Raw genomic sequence first — 25,599 nt, forward strand, 5'->3', positions numbered from 1 at the left:
GATATTGAGTCGTCATAATACTGCTATCACTTCTGACGGGGTATGGGGAGCGACTGCATGACCATAATGAAACTTGATCACCTTCCTGCGCTTTTCCATTAATCCTTCATTGATCGCAGCATCCAAAATGCGCTTTGGTAAGCGAAAGCGGATCGCGTAGCCTTTCCCCTGGTCTTCACTATACGATTTGAGCGCAAGCAAACTAAAAAGCCGTTCTAGTGTATCTTCCGGCTCTTCTTGATAACGCGTGTCGACTTCCGTTTCCATATCATAATCAGGATGCTCTGAAGGATCCCAAGAAGACTGACGTCGGCGCTTGTCATCACCTTTTACTTTTCGCTCTGCATTGGTTTTGGCCAATGCGACCGTTGGCGTTACAGGCTCTCGGACTTTATTGTCGCGAGCTGCTTGTTCCGTCTGCACATTCACGGATGGGGCGATCAGTGGCACACTTACGTTGGTCGGTGACACAATCATTGCGAACCCTCCTCAGAGTCGCCCAACTCGTCAATATGGCTTAGCTTTATTGGCTAATAAAACCTCACCAGTCTTTATGTCGACCACTTTTTAAACAACTTGAGGTATTTCCGTTCGCACTTGCTCAATCGTGAGCAAACTCTCGGATTTGAACACAAAATTCGTCATGTTCGGTGATAAAAGGCGCATGAGAGGACTGATTAAAAACAAACTGCTGGGTATGAGGCAACTGTTCACTCAAATCGTTAGCTACTTTAATTGGCACCAACCCATCTAAACGGCCATAAAGACGCAACATTGGAACAGAAAGAGACGTCAACGCATCGCGCAGATCCACATCAGCAAGGATGTTTAGCCCAACCAACAGCGATTCAGGGTTTGGCTGAGGGCGCGATAGTACCGCTTGCTTGAGCTGTTTAACATCTTTACGCGCTGATGGGCTGCCCATCGCTTGCAACGCCATAAAGCGCTCAATGGTTAGTGAGAAATCTTCTAGCAACTGAGAGGTGAACGCACTCAGTACATTCGGTTGAATGCCGCGCCACGGTTTTTCTGCGGCAAATTTTGGTGAGCTGGCAACCGTAATCAACTTAGCCACGCGCTCGGGCATATTTAACGCCACATGCGTCGCCACTAAACCTCCGAGGGACCAACCAAGCCAAATCGCTTTCTCTGGCGCACCTTGCACCACCAGGTTAGCAATATGGTCTAAATCTTCGGCATGCGATTCGGCGCTATGCCCGTACCCCGGAAGGTCAACCACATGAACTCGGAAATAAGGTTGAAGAGACTCGACTGTCTGCTGCCATACCGCACCATTCATGCCCCAACCATGAAGTAATACCAAATCTGGTCCCTGACCAAATGACTGCCAGTGTAATTTCGTGCTCATGCTCTCAATCTCTCCCACTTATTTTATTCCCTACGGCTTCAGCCAAGCGTTAGGCTGAGTAAAATATCACCATGAATAAACGCTATGTTATCTCATCACTGGCAAAACATCATGCATCGCGTATTGAGCAGTCAATGCGGCCTGTGTCGGTTCCCTATTCAAACACCAAGCCACACAAATACTCTGCGCTGGTGCGAGCACTGTTTAAAATACCTAACTCCGGTAAAACGATGTCAACGCTGCGGTTTATCATTACAGAAAGAAGAAATGAGTACGGATAGTATTTGTGGTGAATGTCTTTCAAAGCCACCGCCATGGCAAAGGCTATACACGTTAGGCGATTACGACTTTCCCCTTTCACGGGAAGTACAACGCTTTAAAGATCACGGAGAGTCTTGGCATGTAAAAGCATTAACCGAGCAACTGGCACAGCGCATCACCACGCCAGCTCCAATCATTACCAGTGTGCCATTGCACTGGCAGCGTTACCTGCGCCGGGGTTTTAATCAAAGTGATGTTTTAGCCCGACACCTCGCCAAGCAATTGCAGACTAATTTTGATGCGAAGGTCTTTCGTCGAGTAAGGCTCGCCCAATCACAGCGTGGTAATACCAAAACAAGCCGTGAACAAAACTTAAAAGGCGCGTTTATTCTCAATAAGCGCCCTCACTCTTCCCATGTTGCCATCGTCGATGATGTAGTCACCACGGGCAGTACCGTCCGACAATTATGTCATTTACTACTTGAAGTTGGCGTAGAAAGCATCGATATTTACTGCATCTGCAGAACACCTGCTCCTCGTTCTCTCTAGATCGCTTCGCCATGCCTTAGCATCAAAAAGACTAGATCCATACGTCAACAAGAGTAGAATAGCAGCAGTAACCTACAAATTTACTCGGGTATTCGTCGTGTCAAATATTACTATTACAGAAACTGCGCAAACGCATTTCGCTAACCTTTTAGGTCAACAACCTGAAGGCACTAACATTCGTATTTTTGTTGTGAACCCAGGTACACAAAACGCTGAGTGTGGCGTGTCTTACTGCCCACCAGAAGCAGTAGAATCGACCGACACTGAACTCTCTTACAGCGGTTTTTCAGCTTACGTGGATGAGCTGAGCCTGCCGTTCCTTGAAGACGCTGAAATCGATTTTGTTACCGATAAAATGGGCTCTCAGCTAACGCTAAAAGCACCTAACGCTAAAATGCGTAAAGTTGCGGACGACGCACCACTGGTTGAGCGCGTTGAGTACGTTATCCAAACTCAAGTCAACCCACAGCTTGCTGGCCACGGTGGTCACGTAAACTTGGTTGAGATCACTGAAGACGGTGTTGCGATTGTTGCATTTGGTGGCGGTTGTAATGGCTGTTCTATGGTTGACGTAACACTAAAAGAAGGCATCGAGAAAGAACTGCTAAACCAGTTCATTGGTGAACTAACCGCAGTTCGTGATGCTACAGAACATGACCGTGGTGATCACTCTTACTACTAAGAGTAAACACTGTCAGAAAATGGGAGGCTTCGGTCTCCCATTTTTGTATCGATACTGAGGTGATGCTGAGATGCTTAGCTCGACTCGTAAAATCCGCTAGAAACTCAGGCGGAGTTCTCATATATTAAGAATCTTACGCATCTCGTAAACGCCAACGACACCAAGGAGCCAGCGTCATGCCGAAACGAACCCCACCAGAGATACTCTCATGCCAGACGGTTGCAAAATCCAAACTGTTTGCTGTGGAAGCGCTCGACCTTCGTTTTTCCAATGGTGAGCATCGTACTTATGAGCGTATGAAGCCAAGTGGACGAGATGCTGTAATGGTGGTTCCTGTAACAGAACAAGGCGATTTATTACTGGTGCGTGAATACGCCGCTGGAACTGAACGTTACGAGCTAGGTTTCCCAAAAGGGCTGATTGACCCAGGAGAAACACCACACCAAGCTGCGGATCGTGAGTTAAAAGAAGAAATCGGCTTTGGCTGTAATCAGTTAACCCCGTTGAAACAAGTTATCCTCGCGCCATCTTACTTTTCGAGCAAAATGACTCTATTTTTAGGACAGGCGCTTTATCCAGAGAAGCAAGAAGGCGATGAGCCTGAACCACTGGAAATTGTGCGTTGGCCACTTGCGCAAGCCGAAGAGTTATTAACTCACATGGATTTCTGTGAAGCACGAAGCATCACAGCGCTAATGTTGGCACTGAAACACTTACCAAACACCACTCACAAGCATAACCAATAACGGTCATTAGAACCGAATAACACTGTGAGTAAGGACTATCACTTATGCCAATGACAAAAGATCTATCTCACCTACTTCCTCAAGTCATCGAGATTGCCCGCAGTGCTGGGCAAATGATCCTCGAAATATATGAAAAGAAGCAATACGAGGCCTACACCAAAAGTGACGAAACTCCCGTAACAAGTGCGGATATTGCTGCTCACAAGTTCATCACTGAACGCTTGAGTGATCTGACGCCTGACATTCCCGTGTTGTCAGAAGAAGACGCAGACATAAGCTTAGAGCAACGCGCTCAGTGGGAACGTTATTGGTTAGTCGACCCTCTTGATGGTACTCAAGAATTCATCGCTCGCAGTGGTGACTTTGCCACTATTATCGCGTTGGTCGACAACAATCGACCAACCATGGGCGTCGTTTACGGTCCTGTATCTGGCGTGACTTACTACGCTTATAATGGCAAAGGCGCCTGGAAAATTCCCGACATGTCGGACAGCGTCAAAATCCATACACACAAACACGAACAGCCAGAGCAAAGCATCGCAATTGCTATTAGTCGTCGCCAAGACATCAATCGTATTACTAACCGTATGAGCAGCGCCTGGAATTACGACTTAATACCGCTCGGTTCTGCGGCATTGAAAGCATGCCTCGTCGCGGAAGGGGCGGTAGATTGCTATCTCCGACTAGGTCCAACAGGTGAGTGGGACACCGCTGCGACACAATGCATTGTTGAAGAAGCTGGCGGACGTATTCTCAGCACGCAATTAGAACCGCTGTCATATAACGAGCGGGAAACACTAGAAAACCCGAATTTTATTGTTCTTGGTGATGCGGATTTACCTTGGAATGAGATTTTACAACGCAAAGATTAAGCGCCCTATCGGTAAAATTTAGAGCACAAAATTCTAGCAATAGAAAGGCCACGAATATCTTCGTGGCCTTTTCTTTTTGACCTTCTGTACAGCACTTGGAGTATTTGGCCTACTATGTTCCAATTGCCTGTAAAGCTGAACGAAAGAAAACAAATCAATTAAAAATCATGGTTTTAAATTTCCATTCATTCCCAATGTACAGCGAATAGAGGTTTTAGCTTACAATGATCCAAAAGCAAAAAGAGCTGCACAATAGCAGCTCTTTTAAGATATTGGATTTTGTCACGATAGGTTAGAAGCGCCCTTGGTAGTTAAACTCATATTGACCTTGAGCATTCGGCTTACCCAACCATTTCAGTTGCTCCCCCATGCTGGATGGGAACTCTGCACCAGGTTTGAACCACGCTTTGGTTGAGTACCGTTGATTAGGCATCAGTTCAGCGGAAAACGCCGCAGAGACTTGTTTGCTGCTCTGCTCACCAGTTGCCGTCAATACACTATCCTGACAGTTTATATCGGCAATCACAGGACCGAGATCTAAGCTGCCAACGGGGCTTTGAATACCACTGGCATTCCATACTAAAGTGCCTTCACCGTTCTTACACCAAGGCGCAGCATAAGTCGCATGACGAATATTCAGCTCAAGCTGCCCATCAACACCAACAGGCACAGGGAGGCGCGCTTGCTCAACAACTTTTACCGCCGGAATTGAGGCAACTAAGTTTTTGGCATAAGGGCCATCACTTAAGCTATAGCCGACAAAACCGCGCCCACGAACGTCCATTTCACTACCACGACCAAAGCGCACAGCAAACTCAGCTTTACCTGTCAGTAGACTCGACCATTGGAAATCCCAATTAACTTCTCCAAGGTTCTGGCGCTGCCAACGAATACTAGCAGCTTGACCTTGCCATACCGAACCGTTGGCTCCTTGAATGTCCAGGCCTCTCACTGTTGGTGCTTGTTGTAACACCCAAGAGACTGGTAATCCCATTAAAAGACTGACTGAAAAAAAGACGATAAAGATAACAACGTAAAGTACTGCTCGCTTCACCTTAACCTCGCTTAAACTGAAGGCGGTTTACATCGATCATGCCCGCTTGCTCTGTTCGGTCGATATCTAAAAATTCGACTTCAATACCCTGTTGCTCTTTCAAGTAACGTAACCAATCCACTAGTTGATTAAACGCGAGTGGTTTGATCCACACTTGAACGCTCTCATTACGAGGTTGTACGCGAATCAACTCAACTTTATAACGACGAGCTGAAGAAGAAACCAACTGATTCAACGGTTGACTAGAGTAGCTCACACCGCTGCTTTTTCGCAGTGCAGTGATGCCATCCGCTTTATCTTGTACCCAAGCTAGCAACTGTTTTTCGCTATGAATACGTGACTGAGCTAGCTCCGCACGTTGGCTCATTGGCTGTAATAAACCCCAATAAATAATACCGATAACGGCAATAGCGCCACATCCCATGACCAAACGCTGCTCACGCTGCGAGATGCTACTCCACCAAACCTGAGCTTGAGAAATTAAGTTTTTCATCATCACCTCACAAACGCTTCAAAACAAAGCTGCCAACCACAACGTTATCGCTACGGTTCAACTGACCTTGCTCAACATTAAACTTCTCTGCCAATTTCACACGAGCCTGCTCAAAAGGTTGGAAGTCTGAACTACGAGCCTGAATACGTACTTCGCCACGTTGTCCGTCGTATTTAAAGCTAGTGATCTCCAAGTCGCTGACCTGACCAAGCGTCGCGGGTAATGCCGCCAACCATGACAACATTGCCTGCTGACCACTTCCACCAGATAAGCGGCGCTCTTCATCATCCATTTGTCGTTTGAGGTAACTAACGGTAGGAATGCGTCGTTTATTTGGGAACACCTGGCGGAAAATACGCTCACTCTCCTCACGATACGCTTGAGCTTGTGCTTCGTACTTGTGGACCACGAGCAACTGCTGCGCAACCATGACGACGATAAGCACCCCCGCAGCAATGGTGGCTTTTTGCCAGAGCTTCCAGTATTTACCCCAAGAAGATTTCGGCTTGAAGATCCCAGTCAGCAAATTGACTTTGCTTTCTGTCACCCCCTTCGCCAGTAAAGCCATCGTCATTTCTTCTGGTTGCGGCTCCCATATTTCAGGTAACGCAGATTCCGGGACCGAGCTATAGCAATCGAGCTTCCAACCTTCATGATTTTGTAGATAAGAAGAGAGGTAAAGGTCTAACCAAGAAGCGTCGACAACCGCGCCCCCTGTCGCAGAGTGACGAATTAGCCATTGCTCGCCAATCATTGCAGCACAGCTGTGCTCTCCACGAACCGGTAACGCAAGCACATCGGGTAAAATGCGTTTAATAGCGATACCTTGGCTTGAGAAACGTTGCAGTACAGTCTGAATCCAAGCACGTTCAACTGCGCAAATCTGCGCTTTATCCGCTTGTTTACCCAACACGCTAAAGTGCAGGCCATCAACGTCCTGAGCAACTTCGTCTTCCACTAAGTACGGTAACATCGCCTCGAATTGGCGTGTTGCACCAGGTGGTATATCCACTTGCGTCAGGACCACATCATTACTCGCCAACAGCGCCACAACTTGGCGCTGACCAGCATATGAGACCAACTCATCTAAGTGTTCCCACCCGGCGATTTCACCGCTAGCAATCACTTCCTGTTGATCTGTCGACCACACCACCCAAGGAATGGTACTTTGTTGTTCGCTACTCAGCCGAACGGTCAGAAACTCGCTCACTGATCCCTCCAAAACGACGGCGAACTACGGTCACCGTTTCTCTATTTGTACTTTGCAAAAGGCTTCGGATACGTACACGTGATTCATCCACCAACACTTGTGCATCCAATTCAAAAAAGGCGCTATCCACACCCAAATAGCCTTTGGCGTTTTTCTTTACATCTTCACTTAAGCCAGCCATTTCTGACTCTGCTAAAAATTCATCAATGCTATCCCACCCATCAAATGGGCGTTTTTCAATTAGCTGAATCGCATCACTACTGCTTAAGTTTGGTGAGAACATTGCCACCAAAATCGGAGCTTGCTCAACATCAATCGTATTCACGTTTAAACGCCAGTCATCACTTGGTAATGCACAGACCAACGGCTCCAATTTTTGGAAAATTTCACCACTCACCTGATAGACAGCCCGTAACTCGGAAGCATCTGCCATCCAACCATTTGATGCCAAATAGGAAGGCTTCATCGCTTCATATGTGCTGTCTTCAACCCCAGTAGTCGAACGGACAGAGTCATCAGCATCAATGTATTCCCAAGTAGAGTCTGCAATGATTTCTGCTTGATATGGCTCGACATCCAACTCTTCTAATAGGCGCTGCAATACATTCACTAAATATGGTCTTGTAATTTGCTGACCCGTTGGTTGCACACGACTCAATACATTTAGATTAAAGCACGCTTGCTTGTCTCTAATTCGTCCCGCCGCTTGACCATAATCTAACGGATAGACTTGCTCTTTTATCGCCCACGGTTGACTCATATTAATCGTGTCGGTGTCTTTATAACTTTGTTCGATACCCACTTTTGCTAGCGCCTCGACGCCAAGGCTGTACCAGTACGCTTGCTGGTAATTGATTTGATTAGCGCCTCGCTGAAACTGCAAGAACAAACGTTCCGACATGCTGGCGGCAACCGTCGCCATAATCGCCAGCAACATCAACACTATAATCAAAGCAACACCGCGCTGACGGTTAACCATTATTGCTGTCTCCTGAACTTTCCTCTTTCTGACTCAATGTGCCATCAGGAGTGAGATAAGTGCGGGCAATTTCTCCATAGTCTTTGAGAGTGAGAACAACAGAAACCGCTTTCGGCAGCGCTTTTTCTTCAGCCCACTCTTTTTTCCATTGCTTACCATCATAAAAACGCATATCAAATGACTCGACCTGCGTTAGCAATGGAGTAACAGTGCCTTGTTGCCCAACCGGCGTATCAGGATAGTGCCACCATACTCGCTGCAGTGTTTCTTCTTTTAAGCGATAGCCAACCTTGGTTACTTCTCCACGAGGGAACTGCTGCTGAGGGTTGTGCCAACCTAAACGGGCAAACATCAGTCCTTTGGTATCGGAGTCCAACAGGTAATCGGACCAAAAAATTAGCCGGCTAGAAGGCTCTTCACCATTAGTACGCGTTTGACGCATCGCCATTTGACGAAAATCGTTATCCATCATAACCATGGCACGCTGAATTTCGTTTAAGCGTTGGGTTCGTTCTTGTGATAGCGCATTGCTACGCTGTACTTGCGATACCACTTGGTACGCTGCGACACTTAAACTGGCAAAGATGGCAATCGATACCAACACTTCAATAAGTGTAAAACCTTTTACCCTTTGGCGCGTGTTTGCGCGGGGATGATTATTGCGCCACATAGCTTCGTACCGTTAATACAGGGCTCGCGCTTTTCTCTACCGAGACGCTCACATCAAATGCTTTCAGCAATGGCTGCGTCGTGGCGACTGGCGTGACTTTCCAGAACCAAGTGCGTCCTGCCAGCTCTTCTGTGCCGTTTTTCGCTTTGAGTTCTCCGGTATTCAACATCACATTTGCCATCTGATTATCCACAACCATGGCTGCAAACATTTTTTCTTCTAGATAACTGATTGTATTAATATGCTGGCTCACAGAGCGAATGACACTGATGGCAGCGGTAGCGAAAATTGCCAGTGCGACCAATACTTCCAGTAAGGTCATGCCTCTCGTCCGGCGATGACTCAAATTTGGGCGAGCTTGCTTAAAATTGCGCATTCTCATCCTCTTTCACTTCTTCGCCCGGAGCTAATAACAAAATTTGTCCACTTTCTTTGCCAATGACTCGCCAACCGTCATTAAAGGCATCACCATTTTGCGGAAAAAAAGACAGGGTAAATGGCGTGACTTCGGCGCTGGAAAAGATAAACACTTGCGGTGGCTGAATTTTCTTTTCGTCCTCTTCTTCTGCGAACATGTCTTCATCAAAAAGAGAACCTGGTTTGAATAAGCGCTCATCATTATCCCAAGCACCACCTCCGAGCTCGAGTTGTAGCGTAATATCTTCTTCTAGCTTGGTTTTGCTCGGAATCTGCTTTAATTTCAGAGGCTGCCAACCTTCTGAGGTTAAACTCAGTAGAGCGTAGGTCGATTTGGTATCATCCACTCGAACGCCAAAATCTTTACCGCTCAGCACCGCTTCTTCATTGAGCAGCTGTAAACGCTGAAAAAAGCTTTGAGCATACTGTTTGGAAAGATCTTTTTGGCTAGTCGGTAACGTCGAGATCACGGCCACAGCCGTAAGAGATAGCAAAACCAGCACCAATAGAATTTCTATCAATGTAAAACCGTTATGTTTTCGCATTTGTTTCATTAGTGCTGGCTTAGGCTCAATTATTGGAAGTCTTGCATGTTCCAGTTGCCAATATCTGCAGCTGGACCTTCTCCACCCTCTTGGCCATCTGCGCCTAGAGTGAAGATATCGATTGTACCGTTATCACCTGGGCTTAAGTATTGGTACTGGTTGCCCCAAGGGTCATTAGGAAGACGTTTGATGTAACCACCATTACGGTAGTTGCGTGGCTCTGGGTTAGATGGCTTGCTAACCAATGCTTCTAGACCTTGGTCCGTTGTTGGGTAAACGCTGTTATCCAACTTGTACATATCTAGGGCATTTTCCAGCGCTACGATATCCGTAATCGCTTTTTGTTGGTCAGCCTTCTCTTTGTTACCCAATAGGTTTGGAACAACAAAACTTGCCAAAATACCCAGGATAACCACAACAACCATCACTTCTAAAAGTGTAAAACCCTGTTGTTTACTACGCTTAAACTTCATTTTTTTCTCCGAAAGTTAGATTAAAGCCATGCCGTTAGTAGACACGTCTTAATTCGAAATTATCCGCTCATCAAGTTATTCATTTCTAGCATTGGCATCAAGGTCGCCATCACAATGAACAACACTAATCCAGCCATTAATGCAATCAGCGCAGGAGTAAACACACCCAGAGCAATATTGACTGTTGATTCAAAGTTTTGATCTTGGTTATCGGCTGCCCGCGTCAACATGCTCTCTAATTCACCACTTTGCTCACCACTGGCGATCATGTGTAGCATCATTGGTGGAAACAAGCGAGTTTGGTCCAACGCCTTACGCAAACTAGCGCCCTCTCGGACGTTATCCGCTGCAAGCAAGACTTGCTGCTTCACATAACGGTTAGACATAACATCTACCGCAACGCGCATACCCTCGAGAATTGGAATAGCACTGGAAGTACAGATCGAAAGTGTTCGTGCGAATCGTGCGGTATTCAAACCTCGAGAGATCTTACCTATTAGCGGTAAGCTCAAGATTTTTCTGTCCCAAGCTAAGCGAAAGTCTGGCTTTTGCAACGCCAGTTTGAGGCCATAGAAAAGCGCCACCAGCACAACGAAAATAATCAGCCCCCAATCTTGCACAAACTCACTGGCTGCCAGTAAAAATTGCGTCGATTGAGGTAACTCTTGGCCCATCTGAATGATGGGTTCAATGATTTTAGGAACCACTGTCGCCAATAAGAACGAAACGATGACAACCGCGAATACCACCAAAACTACAGGATAAATCATGGCTTGAAGCAATTTAGATCGCATCTTTTGGCGGTTTTCGACATAGTCTGCCAAACGCTCTAATACGGTATCGAGGTGACCTGATTTTTCGCCCGCCGCAACCATAGAGCGGTACAGTTCATCAAACACGTGTGGGTAATCAGCAAAACTGTCGGCGAGCGGATAACCCTCGGTTACTTTCGAGCGAACCGCAGCCAGCATAGAACGAATTCTCGGCTTTTCAGCCTGCTCAGAGACCGCGCGCAAACATTCTTCCAGAGGCATGCCTGATTGGACTAACGTGGACAATTGACGTGTGATGAGTGCCAGCTCAGATGTTGAGATGCCGCGCTTAAAGCTGACTGAGCCTGAAGACTTAGCCGATTTAGCTTTCGTCTCAACCACTTCAATCGGGATCATCCCTTGCTCTTTGAGTCGCTGGCGCACTTGTCGGGCGTTGTCCCCTTCTATCGTGCCTTTTTTATGCTTGCCTTTTGCATCTAGCGCTTTGTACTCAAATGCCGCCATTAGGTTTCCTTCGTCACTCGCATCACTTCTTCAAGTGACGTAATACCACGACGTACTTTGCTTAGACCATCACTGCGAATACTTGGCGTATGGGCGCGAACGGCTCTCTCAATTTCTTGCTCACCAGACTCTCGGTGAATCAATTCTTGCACTTGCTCATCGACCATAATGAGCTCGTGGATACCTGTTCGACCTCGGTAACCTTTTTGGTTACACGCTTCGCAGCCTTTAGCACGGTGTAGCTCTAGTGGTTCATGCGCTTCCATACCAAACAGTTTCTTCTGTTCAGCATCGGCTTCATACGGCTCTTTACAGCTTGGACAAAGCGTTCGAACTAAGCGCTGCGCTAGCACCCCTAATAACGAAGAAGAAATAAGGAATGGCTCAATACCCATATCACGTAGACGCGTAATCGCACCCACTGCGGTGTTGGTGTGGAGAGTAGACATTACCAAGTGACCCGTTAAGGACGCTTGCACTGCAATTTGTGCGGTTTCTAAGTCACGGATCTCACCGACCATCACCACATCCGGGTCCTGACGCAGAATGGCACGCAAACCACGCGCAAAAGTCATGTCGACCTTTGGGTTCACCTGAGTTTGACCGATGCCATCAATATCAAATTCGATCGGGTCTTCAACCGTTAGAATGTTGCGCTCGTTGCTATTGATCTCTTGCAAGCCAGCATACAAGGTGGTGGATTTACCAGAACCTGTCGGGCCCGTCACCAAGATGATACCGTGAGGGCGGCCAATCAAGTGACGGAAGTTGTCATGCACTGAAGGTGTCATGCCCAAACTATGTAAATCAAGACGAGTCGCGTTTTTATCCAACAAACGCATTACCACGCGCTCACCATGTGAGGACGGCATCGTAGATACACGCACGTCCACCGCACGACCACCGATACGCAACGAAATACGGCCATCTTGAGGCACACGCTTTTCTGCGATATCTAGTTTAGCCATAACCTTCACACGAGAAACTAGCAAAGGCGCTAGCTTACGGCTTGGAGTCAGGACTTCACGCAATACGCCATCGACACGGAAACGAATCGAAAGGGTTTTCTCGAACGTCTCAATATGAATATCCGAAGCACCTTCTTTGATCGCTTCGCCCAACATGGCGTTGATCAATTTGATGATTGGCGCATCGTCTTCCGATTCTAATAAGTCTTCATCGTGCGGCAGTTCTTCAGCCAAAGAGAAGAAATCATCGCTATCAGCACCAATATCTTCCATCAACTGACGCGCTTCAGACGAGTCACGTTGATATGCTTCGGTCAGCTTTTTATCAAAGGCTTCTTTATCGATAGGTTGTGGTACGAAGCTTTTCTTTAATACACGACGGACTTCAACCAGAGCCGCAGGGTTAAGCGGCTCGACATAGTAAAGAATAGGTGGACGCTCAGGATGCTCTGTCTCCAGCACCAGTTTAAAGCGGTTGGCAAAACTGAATGGCAGACGACGCATACTTGGCGCTGTGTCTAACATATCAACCATTAGTTGTTTTCCATTTGATCAATAAACGCTTGAATCTCTGTTGGGTGCTGACGCTCCTGGCCAAAGGCAGGCATAACCGGGATCTTCTCGTCAGCCATCAACTTCAACCCTTGATCCGCTTTGTAAAGCTGTTCTGCGCGAATAAAGTTGTATTTACGCTGCGTAATACCGTCGGCCGTCACACCATCGCGAATAATCGTCGGCTTGATGAACACCATCAAGTTACGTTTTTCTGTTTGCGTGCTAGTTGACTTGAACAGATGGCCAAGTACCGGAATGTCACCCAATAGCGGCACTTTGGACTCACTTTCAAGTGCGCGTTCATCGACCAAACCACCAAGAACCAACATCTGACCATCTTGGATCATGACAGAGGTGTTTAACTGTCGTTTAGCAAAGCGAACGTCAACCGCACCGTTTGCGCCTAATACGTTGGAAACTTCTTGTTCAATGTTTAACTGTACAGAGTCACCTTCGTTAATTTGTGGCACTACTTTGAGTTTGATACCGACTTCTTTACGGTCAACCGTTTGGAATGGATTGTCGTTGTTTGAGCCAGCCGTAGAGCCCGTAATAACCGGAACCTCTTCACCCACAATAAATGATGCTTCGCCATTATCCATTACGGTAATACTCGGCGAAGATAGAATGTTTGAGTTGGAGTCAGAAGCAACAGCACTAATTAGCGCTGTCCAGTCACCCATGACAATACTCATTGCCGCACCATTTACTCCGCTAAGTGCTGACGCTAGCGTAGAGTAGTCACCTGATTCAGTAACATCATATGGCGTTCGTTCGCCATTAGAGTTGGTATAGTATTCAGTTCGGGTTTGATCTTTTGCTTCTTCTAGACCAACCATCACCTGACCAATCGGGGCTCCTGAGTTACCGTACTGAATTACAGCACCCGTTTCTAATGAACCCCACTGAACACCTAGGTTAATACCATCACCTTCAGACATTTCGACAATTAACGCTTCAATAAGAACCTGAGCACGACGAATATCGAGTTGAGAAATGACGTCTTGTAATGCCATCATAATATCTGGTGGCGCTGTTAAAACTAACGAGTTAGTTGCAGCGTGAGCAGCAATGACGACCTCACCACGCGATGCACCTGATGTTTTCTGACCGGCTTGCTTTTCAGCTTGCAGGTTATCGGAAACACCTTTCAATACATCCACCAAGTCTTCAGCTTTCGCATTTTTCAGGTACACGACTCGGTTGTTACCTTTTGTCGCCATTTCAACATCAAGTTGACGAATTAAACGTTTCAAGCGGGCTCTTACTTTTGGATCACCAGAAATTAAAATCGCGTTAGTACGTTCATCGGCCACAATTTTAGGTTCAAGGAACTCTGGCGTGCTTTTCTGATTCGCACTTTTATTCAGTGCTTCGACAATGCGTACCATTTCAGCAGCAGATGCATTACGCAGCTCCACCAATTCAATTTCTTTATCACCGGCTTGGTCAACACGCTTGATGATCTCTGCTAAGCGATTCACTACTGCCGCACGACCAGTGATCAAGATAATATTCGCTGGATCATAATGAACCACGTTACCGGCACCGGCGTTATCAATCAGCTGACGAAGTAGAGGAGACAACTCTCGAACCGACACATTACGCACCGCGACAACTCGAGTGATAACACTATCGCCTTGCGCGCTGCCATCACCTAACACAGGGATTGCTGAGGTTTTTGAGTCTTTTGCTTTGATAACCTTAAGTACCCCATTGTCCATTTCTACGACTGCGTAACCGTATACTTCAAGGACATTAAGGAAAAAGCTGTAGTATTGCTCTTCGTTAAGAACGTCATAGCTGCGGACATCGATTTTACCGCGTACTGAAGGATCAACAATGATGGTCTTTTCGAGGTTACGACCCACTATGTTGATGAATTCTTGAATATCAGTGCCTTTAAAGCTCGCACTAAATTCGTTTGCCATTGCACCTGGTACGCAGAGTAAACTTCCTGCTAGTAGCCAAGCACTTTTGCTGAACCAATGTTTCACGTATGTCTCCCTGAACTTACGCCGGTTGCCTAAGTCTTACAATTGGATATAGATATCGTACTGTTGGCCGTCTCGCTCAACAGTTAAATTTAATTCTTGCGGATCGCTCATCACTTGCATCAGTTGTACTGAAGAAGACGGGTCACTTAAATCGATCCCGTTCAGTTGAACCGCAATATCGCCAGGTTGTAGCCCTACATCATTAAATAATGCGGCATCACGACCAGGTGATACTCGATAACCAACAATGTCTCCGTCTTTTTTGACGGGTGAAATGGTGATGTATTTAAAAACGCTTTGTGGATCTTTCGCAATTTCCTCGCGGATTTGCTCTAATTTCTCTCCAACGTCAGACGTCGCTGCTTCTGCTCGCTGAGCTTGCGCCCTAGCTACCTGCGGCGATTCAGATAGCTTCTTATATTCTATACCTTCCATCATTAAGGTCTCGTCTCGACCTTGGTTATCAATGATGACGCGATCCACCAATACCGCTTTTAGTGTCGCACGTGTCCCTTCGATTTCTTCACCCAAACCGTACGTAGCTTGCTTACCTCGGTTAGCAATAACAGCAAGGCTGGTGTTGGCATCACTACTTGCAACCGCACCGACCAGCGTAAGGTTAAGGCGCGTCTTAGGGGCGTCTTTAACAATAGGCTGTTCTACAACCGCCGCTTTTTGCTCAGTGTATTTACCGAATAGGTTGGCATTCTGAAGGGCATTAAAATCTATCGCGTCGCCTTTATTGCTCGCAGCAACGCTACTCGCCGATGGACGCCATTGCGGCACTTCCGACGATTGAGGTATGGCTAACCACACAATTTTGCCAAGTATCCATCCGGTTATCGCAATAAACAGACAGGTAAGCAACAAGCTAAGTTTGGCTTGAATGGTATAATGATTGGACTTGATCTGAGCCAGTAGCGGTCTGCTTGATAATCCTGCACTTAGCTCTAAACGTTTCACTGAATGGATTCCTTTATTCTAACGTCCGTCATTTAAGCTATAACGATAGCTATCGACTTTAAATTGCTAAATTTGCAATAAAATTATTACTCAACAAAGAGCAGTGAACTATATCACAAGTTGTCTTTCATACCTTTTTCTTATGCAGTTTTTGCCAACTCCCTTGAAAAAAATACGCCTTGACTCCATCTGTAGGTGAATAATCCATCACTCATTGCTGTATTCGGGCAGTGATTAGATAGCGTAGTGTTCTATGAGTTCCCTAAATGAAGCCGTTAGGCTAGATAAATGGCTATGGGCCGCAAGATTTTACAAAACCCGCTCCATCGCGCGTAACATGGTCGATGGCGGTAAAGTCCACTATAATGGCCAACGAAGCAAGCCGAGTAAAATCGTTGAAGTGGGCGCTGAAGTCAGACTTCGTCAAGGCAACGAAGAAAAAATCGTGATAATCGAACAAATCTCAGATCAACGCCGAGGCGCTCCCATCGCACAAACCTTATATCGCGAAACCAATGAGAGTATCGCGAAACGTGAGGAACACGCGACTCAACGTAAGCTTAATGCCCACAACCCAAGTCCGGAACGCCGCCCAGATAAAAAGCAGCGCCGAGACATCATTAAGTTCAAACACCAATAAAAGCCGGAATTACCAACGAGGAAAGCACTCCATGGCAAATAATGTTTTAAACCGCTACCTATTCGAAGATCTTTCAGTACGTGGCGAGTTGGTACAATTGGATGAAGCGTACCAACGTGTTATCTCCAGCAAGGAATATCCGGCAGCAATAGAGAAACTGCTGGGTGAGCTACTCGTTTCAACTACTCTTTTAACTGCCACTCTTAAGTTCGAAGGTTCGATCACCATCCAGCTACAAGGCGACGGTCCTGTGTCTCTTGCCGTTATCAACGGTGACCATAACCAACGTGTTCGTGGCGTAGCTCGCTGGGAAGGCGATGTTGCCGATGACGCAAATATTCACGATCTAATGGGTAAGGGCTACCTTGTGATCACCATCGAACCGAAAAACGGCGAGCGTTACCAAGGCGTCGTTGGACTAGAAGGTGACACTTTAGCAGAAGTGCTAGAAGGCTACTTTGCAAACTCAGAGCAGTTAAAAACGCGCCTATGGATCCGCACTGGTGAGCATGAGGGCAAAGCACACGCAGCAGGTATGTTGATTCAAGTGATCCCTGACGGCACTGGCTCTCCAGATGATTTCGAACATCTAGAGCAGCTCACTGATACAGTAAAAGATGAAGAATTGTTTGGTTTAGAAGCGAACGAGTTATTGTATCGACTATATAACCAAGACAAAGTACGTCTGTACGAGCCGCAACCTGTCGAGTTCCATTGTGGCTGTTCTCGTGAGCGTAGCGGTGCAGCAATCATCACCGTTGAGAAAGCTGAAATTTATGACATTTTGGCAGAAGTTGGATCAGTTTCTTTACATTGTGATTACTGTGGCACAACTTATACGTTCGACGAATCTGAAGTCACTGAACTGTATGCACAAGCTTCTACGGACAAGAAAACCCTGCATTAATTTACATAGCTTATCAAGCACGTAATTTACCCTACAAAAGGCCAGCTTAATGCTGGCCTTTTTGTGATCAACCCCTCGTAATAACTAGCCTCAAGCGTAATAAAACAACTGCTTAATTTTAAACAATTAATAATGATTTTGCCCTAGCGCAAAGGATTGCGTGCACGATAGACTATTCCCACCAATATGTGACGGGTTACCTAAAACCTTATTGAAATCATGGGCAAATTTTGAGCTATCTCCCTGTTTTCTCCCCGCCCCGTTGCTAGCATGGTGAGCAGATTAAAATTAAAACATTCTTACAAAATCCCTACAAAATCCTTATAAGGAGCACCTATGACCGTTATGGAACATACTAAGGCTGCAACACTTGATCTAACCAAGCACGGACTGCATAACGTAAAAGAGGTTATTCGCAACCCAAGCTACGAAATGTTGTTTGAGGAAGAAACGCGTGAAGACCTAACCGGTTATGAGCGCGGCGTGGTTACTGAACTAGGTGCGGTTGCCGTTGACACTGGCATCTTTACTGGTCGCTCACCAAAAGATAAATACATCGTCAAAGACGCTACGACAGAAGAACATATGTGGTGGACGTCTGATCAAGTGAAAAATGATAACAAGCCAATCACTCCTGAAGTGTGGGACGAGCTAAAAGAACTGGTCACAAACCAGCTTTCTAACAAACGCTTGTTTGTTGTTGACGGTTACTGTGGTGCAAACCCAGATACACGTTTGAGCATTCGTGTTATCACAGAAGTCGCATGGCAAGCGCACTTCGTTAAAAACATGTTTATTCGCCCGACAGAAGAAGAGTTAGCGACATTTGAACCAGACTTCGTAGTAATGAATGGCGCAAAATGCACTAATCCAAAATGGGAAGAGCAAGGCCTGAACTCAGAAAACTTCACCGTATTTAACCTAACTGAGCGCATGCAACTTATCGGTGGTACTTGGTACGGCGGTGAAATGAAGAAAGGTATGTTCGCCATGATGAACTACTTCCTTCCACTAAAAGACATCGCATCAATGCACTGTAGCGCTAACATGGGCAAAGATGGCGATGTAGCGGTATTCTTCGGTCTATCTGGTACGGGTAAAACGACCCTGTCGACTGATCCTAAACGTGCGCTAATTGGTGATGATGAGCACGGCTGGGATGATGACGGTGTCTTCAACTTCGAAGGTGGTTGTTACGCAAAAACCATCAAACTTTCGAAAGAAGCGGAGCCGGACATCTACAACGCAATTCGTCGTGATGCACTGCTAGAAAACGTAACAGTACGTGGCGATGGCTCTATCGACTTTGATGATGGTTCGAAAACAGAAAACACACGTGTTTCTTACCCTATCTACCATATCGATAATATCGTTAAGCCAGTATCAAAAGGCGGTCACGCAAATAAAGTGATCTTCCTATCAGCCGATGCATTTGGCGTACTGCCTCCAGTATCTAAATTGACACCTGAGCAAACTAAGTACCACTTCCTGTCTGGCTTTACCGCCAAACTAGCGGGAACAGAGCGCGGTATTACTGAGCCAACACCAACTTTCTCTGCTTGTTTCGGCGCGGCGTTCCTAACGCTTCACCCAACTAAATACGCAGAAGTACTGGTTAAACGCATGGAAGCAGCGGGCGCTGAGGCTTACCTAGTGAATACTGGTTGGAACGGCACTGGCAAACGTATCTCTATTCAAGATACACGCGGAATTATTGATGCCATTCTTGATGGTTCGATTGAAGATGCACCAACTAAGCACATTCCTATCTTCAATCTTGAAGTACCAACGTCACTACCAGGTGTGGATCCAAGCATTCTAGACCCTCGCGACACGTACGTTGACCCACTTCAGTGGGAAAGCAAAGCGAAAGATTTAGCAGCGCGCTTTATCAATAACTTTGATAAGTACACAGACAACGCTGAAGGTAAATCTCTGGTTGCGGCTGGTCCTCAGATTGATTAAATCGAGTAACAGCGACGTCGCGTAAACTCAGTGAAAAGTTGGCATTAACTTATCACCTTTACGTAGGCCAAGTTACAAAAATTGCTTCAAGCCCCTCTTTTGAGGGGCTTTTTATTGAATACCACAGAATATTGATACAAGCTAAAGCCTATCTAGTTTTATTTAATAACACACGTAGGTTCTAGCAAAGATGAAAACAGCGCGTCGAGTTCTACTTCTGTTACTGGTTATCTTAGTTACCATTCCGGCCGCTACGATTGCGCTGCTAACAACATCTTACGCGGACGCAACCTGGCGCTTGCTGTCAAACACCTTTTCTCTTCCCTTCCGGGCCGAAAGCGTGCGTTATGGCTTTCCCTATCACCTAACTTTACAACGCGTGAACACCAGCGGAGACGATGCGTCTTACATCGAGCAAGTCGATTTATGGATGAATCCCGATGTTTATCGCGATGGTAAATGGATCGTTGATAGTTTATTGATTGATGGTATGAGCTTGCAGTATGGCGCACCAAAGCTCCCACCTTTAGACAACGTTTTATTCCATCAAATCGCGCTCAAAAATATTGATTACGCCGACGAGCAGTTCTCTGCCAATGGCATTGACCTTCAAATTCAATCACCACAATGGAATGGTCAATTAATACCATATGGCGAAGTTCAACTTGCGGCCGACCAACTCTATTGGAATGGCGAAGCCTTTAATCAAGTCTTAGTCGATATAGACTACAAACCGCAAGACAGTACGCTTTATGGCACCTCTTTTAACTGGCGTAACAGTCAAATATCTGGGCAAGGGGAGCAGTATCCTCAAGGCTGGTCTTTAGTAAATGTGACCATCAACAAGCTGAAACTGAGTAATACGCAGCGCCAATCACTGCTTGCAAAACCTTGGCACGATCTACCATTTAGCATTAATCATATTAATAGCTTAGATTTGCTTAACGCCGATATTGAATGGGGCGACTGGCACTGGCAGAACTTGGATCTTTCTGTGGAAAACGCCACACTGCCACTGTCTCTCTGGAAGACAAAAGCTCAAGTGTCATTGCAGGCGGATAGCGTTCGATTCCAGCAGCAAACCGCAATAGAGCCACGTTTGAGTGCCGCTATCGAGCCAGGAGTAATCCAGCTCAACGAGCTCAGCTTAGATTGGCAGCAAGGTCGAGTGCAAGTTTCTGGATTGTTCACGCCAACACAATGGAAGCTCAAAGAAGCCTCTATTCAAGGCCTCAAGTGGGCAACACAGCCAGAAGACAACCTAAATTGGTGGCACGCCGCCACCAGCGAGTTAGAGCATGTTGCAATCGAACGACTCGACATTGAGCGCAGCCAAATTATCCAGCTATCTCACGAACCTTATTGGCAACTTTCCGGTTTAAATATCGAAGGGCAACAGCTTGATATTAAACAGTCGGCTCAACGTTGGGGCCTTTGGCAAGGCGAATTGGAAGTCAGCGTTGTCAACGCCAGCTATGACCAAATACTCACGTCTCACGCAGCACTTGCCATGCAAAGCAAAGATGGCTTTTGGCAATTGACTCGCCTTTTTGCGCCACTCGAGCAAGGCTACGTAGAAGGCATCGGACAAATAGATTTGAGTACCCCGAGCCAACCTTGGGCGCTCAACGTCAATGCTGATGGTATTCCCTTATCGCTCTTCCACGATTATTTTTTACCCGACACACTGGCTATTGATGGTTTTTCCGATCTCAGCCTCGATCTACAAGGGTTGTCAGGTGATCGCAACATGCTGGCCTACAGCTTGTCGGGTGAAGTGGAAGCCAACCTCCGAGATACCCGCTTGAAGTCCCAAGCGGATCATTCGCTCAAAGCCATTACCTTAAGTCCACTGCGTTTAAGCGCGCAACGAGGGGAAGTTGCCATAAAGCCGGTCATCATCTCAGGAAAAGCCATAAGTGGTAAGGTTTGGGGAACATTTGATATGGCCAACAACCCGCTAAGTGGCATTACTTATCAATTGGAAGAGTCGTGCGGAAACATTGAAGGCGATCTACTAAGTGGTGAAACCCACCGTAATGAGTGCGTGAACGCATCAAAACTGGCCGAGCCTACTGATATTGAGACTCCACTGAAAAATGAGCCTTCCATCGAGCAACCTATCGTGATTGATAACATCCATTTGGAGACTCAAGAGGAAGAGCTTTACGAAGAAGTTATCGAAGAAGATGAAGTACCCGACACGAATTCCGCAGCAGAACAAACCCTCTCACCGACAGAGCAAGAAGGTGAAACAGATAAGCGCCCAGCAGATCAGTCGGCGCTTACCCCATCAGCAACTGAGTAACTGCGAGTAGTTCGGTATCAGCATATAGGTACCGACAAAATCCACAGCTGGCGTGTCACCACTATAAATCACTACGTGAATAACGATGCGTGCTTTGCGTCCCGACTCCAATCGGTCTAGGTCACCACTGATCCCATCCAACGAAGTACTCGCCACGGGGTTTTGTTCGACTGGTTGACGATAACGAATAGAGCTATCGGCCAACACAATATCACCGTGCAACCCACGCTCTTTAAGCAGCAGCCACGTCATCCCCCACCCTGTCAGGGTTGCTAAGGTAAAAGCTGACCCGGCGAACATGGTGTTATGCGGATTAAGGTTAGGATTAAGCTGCGCACAGCATTCAAACTGGTAACCCGTGTACTGGTTAATTTTGATCCCCATTTTGTCGCTAATTGGGATTTGTTGCTCCCAGCGCTGTTGAAGCTCAGTACACCATTCAGGGCGACGTAACACATTGGCCATCGGATCCAGTTGCTTCACCATTTGCTGATGGCGCACAGGGCCACGCTCATCGGTTAGCTCGCCTCGACGCTCAAAGCCATTTTTTTCATAAAAGGCGATGGCATCTTCACGGGCATTACACACCAAGCGTTTCGCTCCTTCTTGGCGCGCTAACGACTCTAGTGCAACCAAAACCAGCGAACCCATTCCTTTGCTACGGCGATTATTTTTAACCGCCATGTAGCGGATCTGGCCATCATTATCCGGTGTAATGTATAAACGGCCAATCGCCATAGGACGACCTCGTCCATCAACAATCATGCGGTGATGGCTCATTTCGTCGTATTCATCGCGCTCTGAGCCGATCGGCATACGCCATGGCTCGCGAAGCAGTTGCCAGCGAAACTGATAATACTTGTTTATCTGATTATCGGTTTTGGGAGTAATGAGTTTGAACATATCAATCCTTTGAAAGCACAACACTAATCAGTGTCGGAAAAATTACTCCAAGCCAATTCCATGAGCTTGGAGTTAAAGCTTAGACTATGGCGCCTGTGTTACCAGATTAGACCTGCAACCAAAACGTCACTGGACCGTCATTCACCAAGGACACTTTCATATCGGCAGCGAAGCGGCCACGCTGTGTGGGTAAGACTTCTTCACACAAGTCAGAAAAGTAATCATACAAGCGCTCTGCATCAACAGGATGCGCACCGCGAGAAAAGCCAGCTCGCGTGCCTTTTTTTGTATCCGCAGGCAGCGTAAATTGAGAAACCACCAGCACTTTACCTTCCACCTGTTTAACGTTCAGGTTCATCTTGCCTTCGTCATCTTCGAACACACGGTAGGTTGTAACACGCTCCATTAAACGCTTTGCTTTGGCTTCATCATCGTCCTTCTCTACGCCCAATAAGACCAGCAGACCACGATCAATTTCTCCTACGACTTCACCATCCACACGGACGGCTGCTTCACTGACTCGTTGAATTAGCGCTATCACTACTCTCGCTTCCTTCATCTGTTAACTGAGATTCAGCGGTCGAGTGTATCATGTCTAAATCTTCACTCCAGTGCTCTCGCTCACCAAGCGCAGCCGTAACTTCCGCCCCCAATAATACGATCATCCAGCATAAATACACCCAAACAAATAAGATAGGAATCGCCGCTAACGCGCCGTAGATGAGCTGATAAGACGGAAACTGAGTGATGTAGAGTGCAAAGCCTTTTTTACTTAACTCGAACAGTATCGCGGCGACTGCTGCCCCCATGGCACCATGAGCGAGGTGTACTTTTTTATTCGGCACTAGAATATACAAACCAAGAAAAGCAAAAAAGGACAGCAACAACGGTAGCCAACGCAGAAATAAATTAAACGCACCAGATAATGTCTCGTTCTCTAAAATTTGCAGCGAAGTCACGTACGACGTCGCCGCAATACTCGCACCGACCATGATAGGCCCTAACGTGAGTACCATCCAATACATAGAGAATGAAAAGACTAAACGGCGCTTGTCTTTAACTCGCCAAATGTAGTTTAAGTTCTTATCAATGTTGGAAATCAGCATGACCGCTGCGATGAATAAAAACCCACCGCCAACCGCGCTCATTTTGCCCGTATTCGCCACAAATTCCTGTAATGCCGTATGTACAGCTTCTCCAGAAGCCGGCACAAAATTCTCAATAATGTAGCCTTGCAGCACCTCACCAACGTTCGCAAAAACGGGAAATTTCGACAATATTGATAACAATACCGTCAGCATTGGCACGATGGATAACAAGGTAATGTAGGCAAGATAGCCCGCGTTCACATTCACACGGTCATGCGTTAATCGCTTAAGAAGATACTTAAAAAACGCGACGCAACTTGGCAGTAGATTGATTAATCTCGCCTTGTAACTCTCTGATAACTGGTTCATAGTTCATCCCATAATTAGCGCCGAGGACATAAGAATGCCTTATTTATTAGCAATTGTACTATCAATTTTCACTTTAACAGGGTGTCAATCTGCTTATTACTCAGCAATGGAGCAGGTTGGGTATCATAAACGAGATATTATGGTCGACCGCGTCGAAGATGCCAAAGAATCTCAACAAGATGCACAAGAAGAATTCACCAGTGCACTTGAAGCCTTATCTGCGATCACCAACTTTGATGGTGGTGAGCTAGAAAATGTCTACAACAACATCAATGACAAATACGAAGATAGCGAAAAAGCGGCTCAAGACGTACGTGACCGTATTGCTGCGATTGAAGACGTATCCGGCGCACTGTTTGATGAGTGGCAAGATGAGCTAGAGCTGTACTCGAGTGCGAAACTGCGTCGTTCAAGCGAGCAAAAGCTACGTGAAACCAAAGCCTCGTACAAAACCATGCTTAGCGCTATGAAGCGTGCAGAGAAAAAGATGACACCGGTACTGGACACGCTGCGTGACAACACGTTGTACTTAAAACACAACCTTAACGCCAGTGCGATTGGTTCTTTGCAAGGTGAGTTCTCCAGCTTAGAGAAAGACATTCAGTTTGCGATCAAACAAATGAACGAAGCGATTGCAGAGTCCGATAAATTCCTACAAAAGCTCAATCAAAAGTAAATGATTTAGACCTCCTCCTAGTGAGGAGGTTTTAGTCGGCGACCTCACCGAGTAAACCGATGACTCTTCGAACAAAGCCTACTCTCTCTGGCACAGTTCCCCATGGTACTTCTACCACTTCATAACCCAACTCAGTGTAGACACTCAATAACGACTGATGAATCTCCAATGCTTCTTCAAAGCTGTGCGGACGCACTTCATCTTGTACGTAAATGGATGCTTCAGGTCGACAAGTAAACACCTGACTATGATACCCAGCGCTTTCGGTTAAGAAAGCTTGATCAACCTTACAGCCGCCCACTTGCAGGTATGCAATGATGTCGGGGATGGCGCGATCAACAAACGCAACATCATGACAACGCGCATCACTCTTTTGCTTGTCCATCAACCCAAGGCATAACTTGGCAAACTCAGGTAAATTCGTCCACGGCAAAATACCATTTTCTAACTGGCTTTGCTGCTCAATCAAGTCGCGAGACCCTTCAGGAAACGTGGCGTAACCACACGCGTCTAGCGCATTCAGCAGTGTTGTTTTTCCCGCACCTGGCCCACCGGTGATAATAATCGGGTTCATATTCAACTCCAGAAAGTAAATTACCACCTTCTAAAGAAGGTGGCTTTGTGTGAGCCCCCTAAAAGGGGGCCTTTGTTTAGTCCAGCGCC

At 46.5% G+C, this 25,599-nt stretch carries 27 protein-coding genes; 9 read left to right on the forward strand and 18 right to left on the reverse strand.

Annotated elements, in window-relative coordinates; translation table 11 throughout:
• Window positions 1-12 precede the first annotated feature (12 nt).
• Both R7R24_RS11740 and bioH read right to left on the reverse strand, forming a co-directional pair.
• A complete protein-coding gene (locus R7R24_RS11740) occupies window positions 13-477 on the reverse strand; it encodes a hypothetical protein (RefSeq protein ID WP_005379316.1) in 465 nt (154 codons plus the stop codon).
• A gap of 124 nt (window positions 478-601) precedes the next feature.
• Complete coding sequence (bioH, locus tag R7R24_RS11745; RefSeq protein WP_005384724.1) at window positions 602-1,369, reverse strand: pimeloyl-ACP methyl ester esterase BioH; 768 nt, start codon at window positions 1,367-1,369, stop codon at window positions 602-604.
• An 84-nt stretch (window positions 1,370-1,453) separates the two neighbouring features.
• On the opposite strand from bioH, the gene R7R24_RS11750 reads away from it, so the two are divergent.
• The 4 genes from R7R24_RS11750 (at window position 1,454) to cysQ (ending at window position 4,479) form a co-directional block, all read left to right on the forward strand.
• Window positions 1,454-2,179, forward strand: a complete 726-nt coding sequence (locus R7R24_RS11750) for an amidophosphoribosyltransferase (protein ID WP_033905914.1) — start codon at window positions 1,454-1,456, stop codon at window positions 2,177-2,179.
• 97 nt (window positions 2,180-2,276) lie between these two features.
• Window positions 2,277-2,861 carry a Fe-S biogenesis protein NfuA gene (nfuA, locus tag R7R24_RS11755; protein WP_005379313.1) on the forward strand — a complete coding sequence of 195 codons (585 nt, stop codon included), beginning with the start codon at window positions 2,277-2,279 and terminating at the stop codon, window positions 2,859-2,861.
• A 176-nt stretch (window positions 2,862-3,037) separates the two neighbouring features.
• Window positions 3,038-3,607: an ADP compounds hydrolase NudE gene (nudE, locus tag R7R24_RS11760; protein WP_005379309.1), complete on the forward strand. Its 570-nt coding sequence runs from the start codon at window positions 3,038-3,040 to the stop codon at window positions 3,605-3,607.
• A 44-nt stretch (window positions 3,608-3,651) separates the two neighbouring features.
• Entirely contained in the window at window positions 3,652-4,479 is an 828-nt protein-coding gene (cysQ, locus tag R7R24_RS11765; RefSeq protein ID WP_005379308.1) for a 3'(2'),5'-bisphosphate nucleotidase CysQ, read from the forward strand.
• Window positions 4,480-4,771: 292 nt separating this feature from the next.
• Here cysQ and R7R24_RS11770 read toward each other — a convergent pair whose 3' ends face one another.
• Genes R7R24_RS11770 through gspC form a run of 12 tightly spaced genes read right to left on the reverse strand, consistent with a single transcriptional unit; the run spans window position 4,772 to window position 16,080 of the window.
• Window positions 4,772-5,533 (reverse strand): type II secretion system protein N, encoded by a 762-nt coding sequence (locus tag R7R24_RS11770; RefSeq protein ID WP_017635007.1) that lies wholly within the window; start codon window positions 5,531-5,533, stop codon window positions 4,772-4,774.
• Between the two features lies 1 nt (window position 5,534).
• Window positions 5,535-6,026 (reverse strand): type II secretion system protein M, encoded by a 492-nt coding sequence (locus R7R24_RS11775; protein ID WP_054579409.1) that lies wholly within the window; start codon window positions 6,024-6,026, stop codon window positions 5,535-5,537.
• A 7-nt stretch (window positions 6,027-6,033) separates the two neighbouring features.
• The gene (gene gspL, locus R7R24_RS11780; RefSeq protein ID WP_054579410.1) at window positions 6,034-7,236 is read right to left on the reverse strand and encodes a type II secretion system protein GspL; all 1,203 of its coding nucleotides are present in this window, start codon (window positions 7,234-7,236) and stop codon (window positions 6,034-6,036) included.
• Window positions 7,205-8,215: a type II secretion system minor pseudopilin GspK gene (gene gspK / locus R7R24_RS11785; protein ID WP_005379302.1), complete on the reverse strand. Its 1,011-nt coding sequence runs from the start codon at window positions 8,213-8,215 to the stop codon at window positions 7,205-7,207. Before gspK ends, gspL begins: the two co-directional genes overlap by 32 nt.
• The gene (gene gspJ / locus R7R24_RS11790; protein ID WP_005379301.1) at window positions 8,208-8,885 is read right to left on the reverse strand and encodes a type II secretion system minor pseudopilin GspJ; all 678 of its coding nucleotides are present in this window, start codon (window positions 8,883-8,885) and stop codon (window positions 8,208-8,210) included. Before gspJ ends, gspK begins: the two co-directional genes overlap by 8 nt.
• Window positions 8,872-9,261, reverse strand: coding sequence for a type II secretion system minor pseudopilin GspI (gene gspI, locus R7R24_RS11795; protein WP_005379300.1), 390 nt, complete (start codon window positions 9,259-9,261; stop codon window positions 8,872-8,874). The genes gspJ and gspI overlap by 14 nt, the downstream gene beginning before the upstream one ends.
• Window positions 9,248-9,847, reverse strand: a complete 600-nt coding sequence (locus R7R24_RS11800) for a prepilin-type N-terminal cleavage/methylation domain-containing protein (RefSeq protein ID WP_031779019.1) — start codon at window positions 9,845-9,847, stop codon at window positions 9,248-9,250. The genes gspI and R7R24_RS11800 overlap by 14 nt, the downstream gene beginning before the upstream one ends.
• Before the next feature lie 29 nt (window positions 9,848-9,876).
• Window positions 9,877-10,320, reverse strand: a complete 444-nt coding sequence (gene gspG, locus R7R24_RS11805) for a type II secretion system major pseudopilin GspG (RefSeq protein ID WP_054579411.1) — start codon at window positions 10,318-10,320, stop codon at window positions 9,877-9,879.
• Window positions 10,321-10,379: 59 nt separating this feature from the next.
• Complete coding sequence (gene gspF, locus R7R24_RS11810) at window positions 10,380-11,597, reverse strand: type II secretion system inner membrane protein GspF (protein ID WP_005382993.1); 1,218 nt, start codon at window positions 11,595-11,597, stop codon at window positions 10,380-10,382.
• Window positions 11,597-13,099, reverse strand: coding sequence for a type II secretion system ATPase GspE (gspE, locus tag R7R24_RS11815; RefSeq protein ID WP_005379296.1), 1,503 nt, complete (start codon window positions 13,097-13,099; stop codon window positions 11,597-11,599). The genes gspF and gspE overlap by 1 nt, the downstream gene beginning before the upstream one ends.
• The gene (gene gspD, locus R7R24_RS11820) at window positions 13,099-15,117 is read right to left on the reverse strand and encodes a type II secretion system secretin GspD (RefSeq protein WP_005379295.1); all 2,019 of its coding nucleotides are present in this window, start codon (window positions 15,115-15,117) and stop codon (window positions 13,099-13,101) included. The genes gspE and gspD overlap by 1 nt, the downstream gene beginning before the upstream one ends.
• Before the next feature lie 36 nt (window positions 15,118-15,153).
• Complete coding sequence (gene gspC / locus R7R24_RS11825; RefSeq protein WP_005379294.1) at window positions 15,154-16,080, reverse strand: type II secretion system protein GspC; 927 nt, start codon at window positions 16,078-16,080, stop codon at window positions 15,154-15,156.
• Between the two features lie 253 nt (window positions 16,081-16,333).
• Here gspC and hslR point away from each other — a divergent pair, with 253 nt between their 5' ends.
• From hslR to R7R24_RS11845, 4 genes are all read left to right on the forward strand, one after another.
• Window positions 16,334-16,720, forward strand: a complete 387-nt coding sequence (hslR, locus tag R7R24_RS11830) for a ribosome-associated heat shock protein Hsp15 (protein ID WP_005379292.1) — start codon at window positions 16,334-16,336, stop codon at window positions 16,718-16,720.
• A 31-nt stretch (window positions 16,721-16,751) separates the two neighbouring features.
• Complete coding sequence (gene hslO / locus R7R24_RS11835; protein WP_005379290.1) at window positions 16,752-17,627, forward strand: Hsp33 family molecular chaperone HslO; 876 nt, start codon at window positions 16,752-16,754, stop codon at window positions 17,625-17,627.
• Window positions 17,628-17,963: 336 nt separating this feature from the next.
• On the forward strand, window positions 17,964-19,592 hold the full coding sequence (gene pckA / locus R7R24_RS11840) for a phosphoenolpyruvate carboxykinase (ATP) (RefSeq protein WP_017820689.1): 1,629 nt from the start codon (window positions 17,964-17,966) through the stop codon (window positions 19,590-19,592).
• 190 nt (window positions 19,593-19,782) lie between these two features.
• On the forward strand, window positions 19,783-21,900 hold the full coding sequence (locus tag R7R24_RS11845; protein ID WP_054579413.1) for an AsmA family protein: 2,118 nt from the start codon (window positions 19,783-19,785) through the stop codon (window positions 21,898-21,900).
• Here R7R24_RS11845 and R7R24_RS11850 read toward each other — a convergent pair.
• The 3 genes from R7R24_RS11850 to R7R24_RS11860 all read right to left on the reverse strand — a co-directional run bounded on the left by R7R24_RS11850 (window position 21,886) and on the right by R7R24_RS11860 (window position 24,260).
• The gene (locus tag R7R24_RS11850) at window positions 21,886-22,803 is read right to left on the reverse strand and encodes a bifunctional GNAT family N-acetyltransferase/hotdog fold thioesterase (protein ID WP_005379283.1); all 918 of its coding nucleotides are present in this window, start codon (window positions 22,801-22,803) and stop codon (window positions 21,886-21,888) included. The genes R7R24_RS11845 and R7R24_RS11850 overlap by 15 nt on opposite strands.
• 106 nt (window positions 22,804-22,909) lie before the next feature.
• Window positions 22,910-23,344 carry a D-aminoacyl-tRNA deacylase gene (gene dtd / locus R7R24_RS11855; protein WP_005379282.1) on the reverse strand — a complete coding sequence of 145 codons (435 nt, stop codon included), beginning with the start codon at window positions 23,342-23,344 and terminating at the stop codon, window positions 22,910-22,912.
• Window positions 23,316-24,260: a virulence factor BrkB family protein gene (locus R7R24_RS11860; protein WP_005379281.1), complete on the reverse strand. Its 945-nt coding sequence runs from the start codon at window positions 24,258-24,260 to the stop codon at window positions 23,316-23,318. Before R7R24_RS11860 ends, dtd begins: the two co-directional genes overlap by 29 nt.
• 34 nt (window positions 24,261-24,294) lie before the next feature.
• Between R7R24_RS11860 and R7R24_RS11865 the strand changes: the two genes are divergently transcribed.
• A complete protein-coding gene (locus tag R7R24_RS11865; RefSeq protein ID WP_005382972.1) occupies window positions 24,295-24,936 on the forward strand; it encodes a DUF2959 domain-containing protein in 642 nt (213 codons plus the stop codon).
• Between the two features lie 31 nt (window positions 24,937-24,967).
• Here the strand turns inward: R7R24_RS11865 and R7R24_RS11870 are convergent, their stop codons facing one another.
• Window positions 24,968-25,510, reverse strand: a complete 543-nt coding sequence (locus tag R7R24_RS11870) for an AAA family ATPase (protein ID WP_042522598.1) — start codon at window positions 25,508-25,510, stop codon at window positions 24,968-24,970.
• Window positions 25,511-25,599 lie beyond the last annotated feature (89 nt).

Source organism: Vibrio sp. 704, assembly GCF_033339295.1.

Coding starts and splice junctions, on each gene's coding strand:
- R7R24_RS11740 (WP_005379316.1), bottom strand. CDS start 477: ATGATTGTGTCACCGACCAACGTAAGTGTGCCACTGATCGCCCCATCC.
- bioH (WP_005384724.1), bottom strand. CDS start 1,369: ATGAGCACGAAATTACACTGGCAGTCATTTGGTCAGGGACCAGATTTG.
- R7R24_RS11750 (WP_033905914.1), top strand. CDS start 1,454: ATGTTATCTCATCACTGGCAAAACATCATGCATCGCGTATTGAGCAGT.
- nudE (WP_005379309.1), top strand. CDS start 3,038: ATGCCGAAACGAACCCCACCAGAGATACTCTCATGCCAGACGGTTGCA.
- cysQ (WP_005379308.1), top strand. CDS start 3,652: ATGCCAATGACAAAAGATCTATCTCACCTACTTCCTCAAGTCATCGAG.
- R7R24_RS11775 (WP_054579409.1), bottom strand. CDS start 6,026: ATGAAAAACTTAATTTCTCAAGCTCAGGTTTGGTGGAGTAGCATCTCG.
- gspK (WP_005379302.1), bottom strand. CDS start 8,215: ATGGTTAACCGTCAGCGCGGTGTTGCTTTGATTATAGTGTTGATGTTG.
- gspJ (WP_005379301.1), bottom strand. CDS start 8,885: ATGTGGCGCAATAATCATCCCCGCGCAAACACGCGCCAAAGGGTAAAA.
- gspI (WP_005379300.1), bottom strand. CDS start 9,261: ATGCGCAATTTTAAGCAAGCTCGCCCAAATTTGAGTCATCGCCGGACG.
- R7R24_RS11800 (WP_031779019.1), bottom strand. CDS start 9,847: ATGCGAAAACATAACGGTTTTACATTGATAGAAATTCTATTGGTGCTG.
- gspG (WP_054579411.1), bottom strand. CDS start 10,320: ATGAAGTTTAAGCGTAGTAAACAACAGGGTTTTACACTTTTAGAAGTG.
- gspF (WP_005382993.1), bottom strand. CDS start 11,597: ATGGCGGCATTTGAGTACAAAGCGCTAGATGCAAAAGGCAAGCATAAA.
- gspE (WP_005379296.1), bottom strand. CDS start 13,099: ATGGTTGATATGTTAGACACAGCGCCAAGTATGCGTCGTCTGCCATTC.
- hslR (WP_005379292.1), top strand. CDS start 16,334: ATGAGTTCCCTAAATGAAGCCGTTAGGCTAGATAAATGGCTATGGGCC.
- hslO (WP_005379290.1), top strand. CDS start 16,752: ATGGCAAATAATGTTTTAAACCGCTACCTATTCGAAGATCTTTCAGTA.
- pckA (WP_017820689.1), top strand. CDS start 17,964: ATGACCGTTATGGAACATACTAAGGCTGCAACACTTGATCTAACCAAG.
- R7R24_RS11845 (WP_054579413.1), top strand. CDS start 19,783: ATGAAAACAGCGCGTCGAGTTCTACTTCTGTTACTGGTTATCTTAGTT.
- R7R24_RS11850 (WP_005379283.1), bottom strand. CDS start 22,803: ATGTTCAAACTCATTACTCCCAAAACCGATAATCAGATAAACAAGTAT.
- R7R24_RS11860 (WP_005379281.1), bottom strand. CDS start 24,260: ATGAACCAGTTATCAGAGAGTTACAAGGCGAGATTAATCAATCTACTG.
- R7R24_RS11865 (WP_005382972.1), top strand. CDS start 24,295: ATGCCTTATTTATTAGCAATTGTACTATCAATTTTCACTTTAACAGGG.
- R7R24_RS11870 (WP_042522598.1), bottom strand. CDS start 25,510: ATGAACCCGATTATTATCACCGGTGGGCCAGGTGCGGGAAAAACAACA.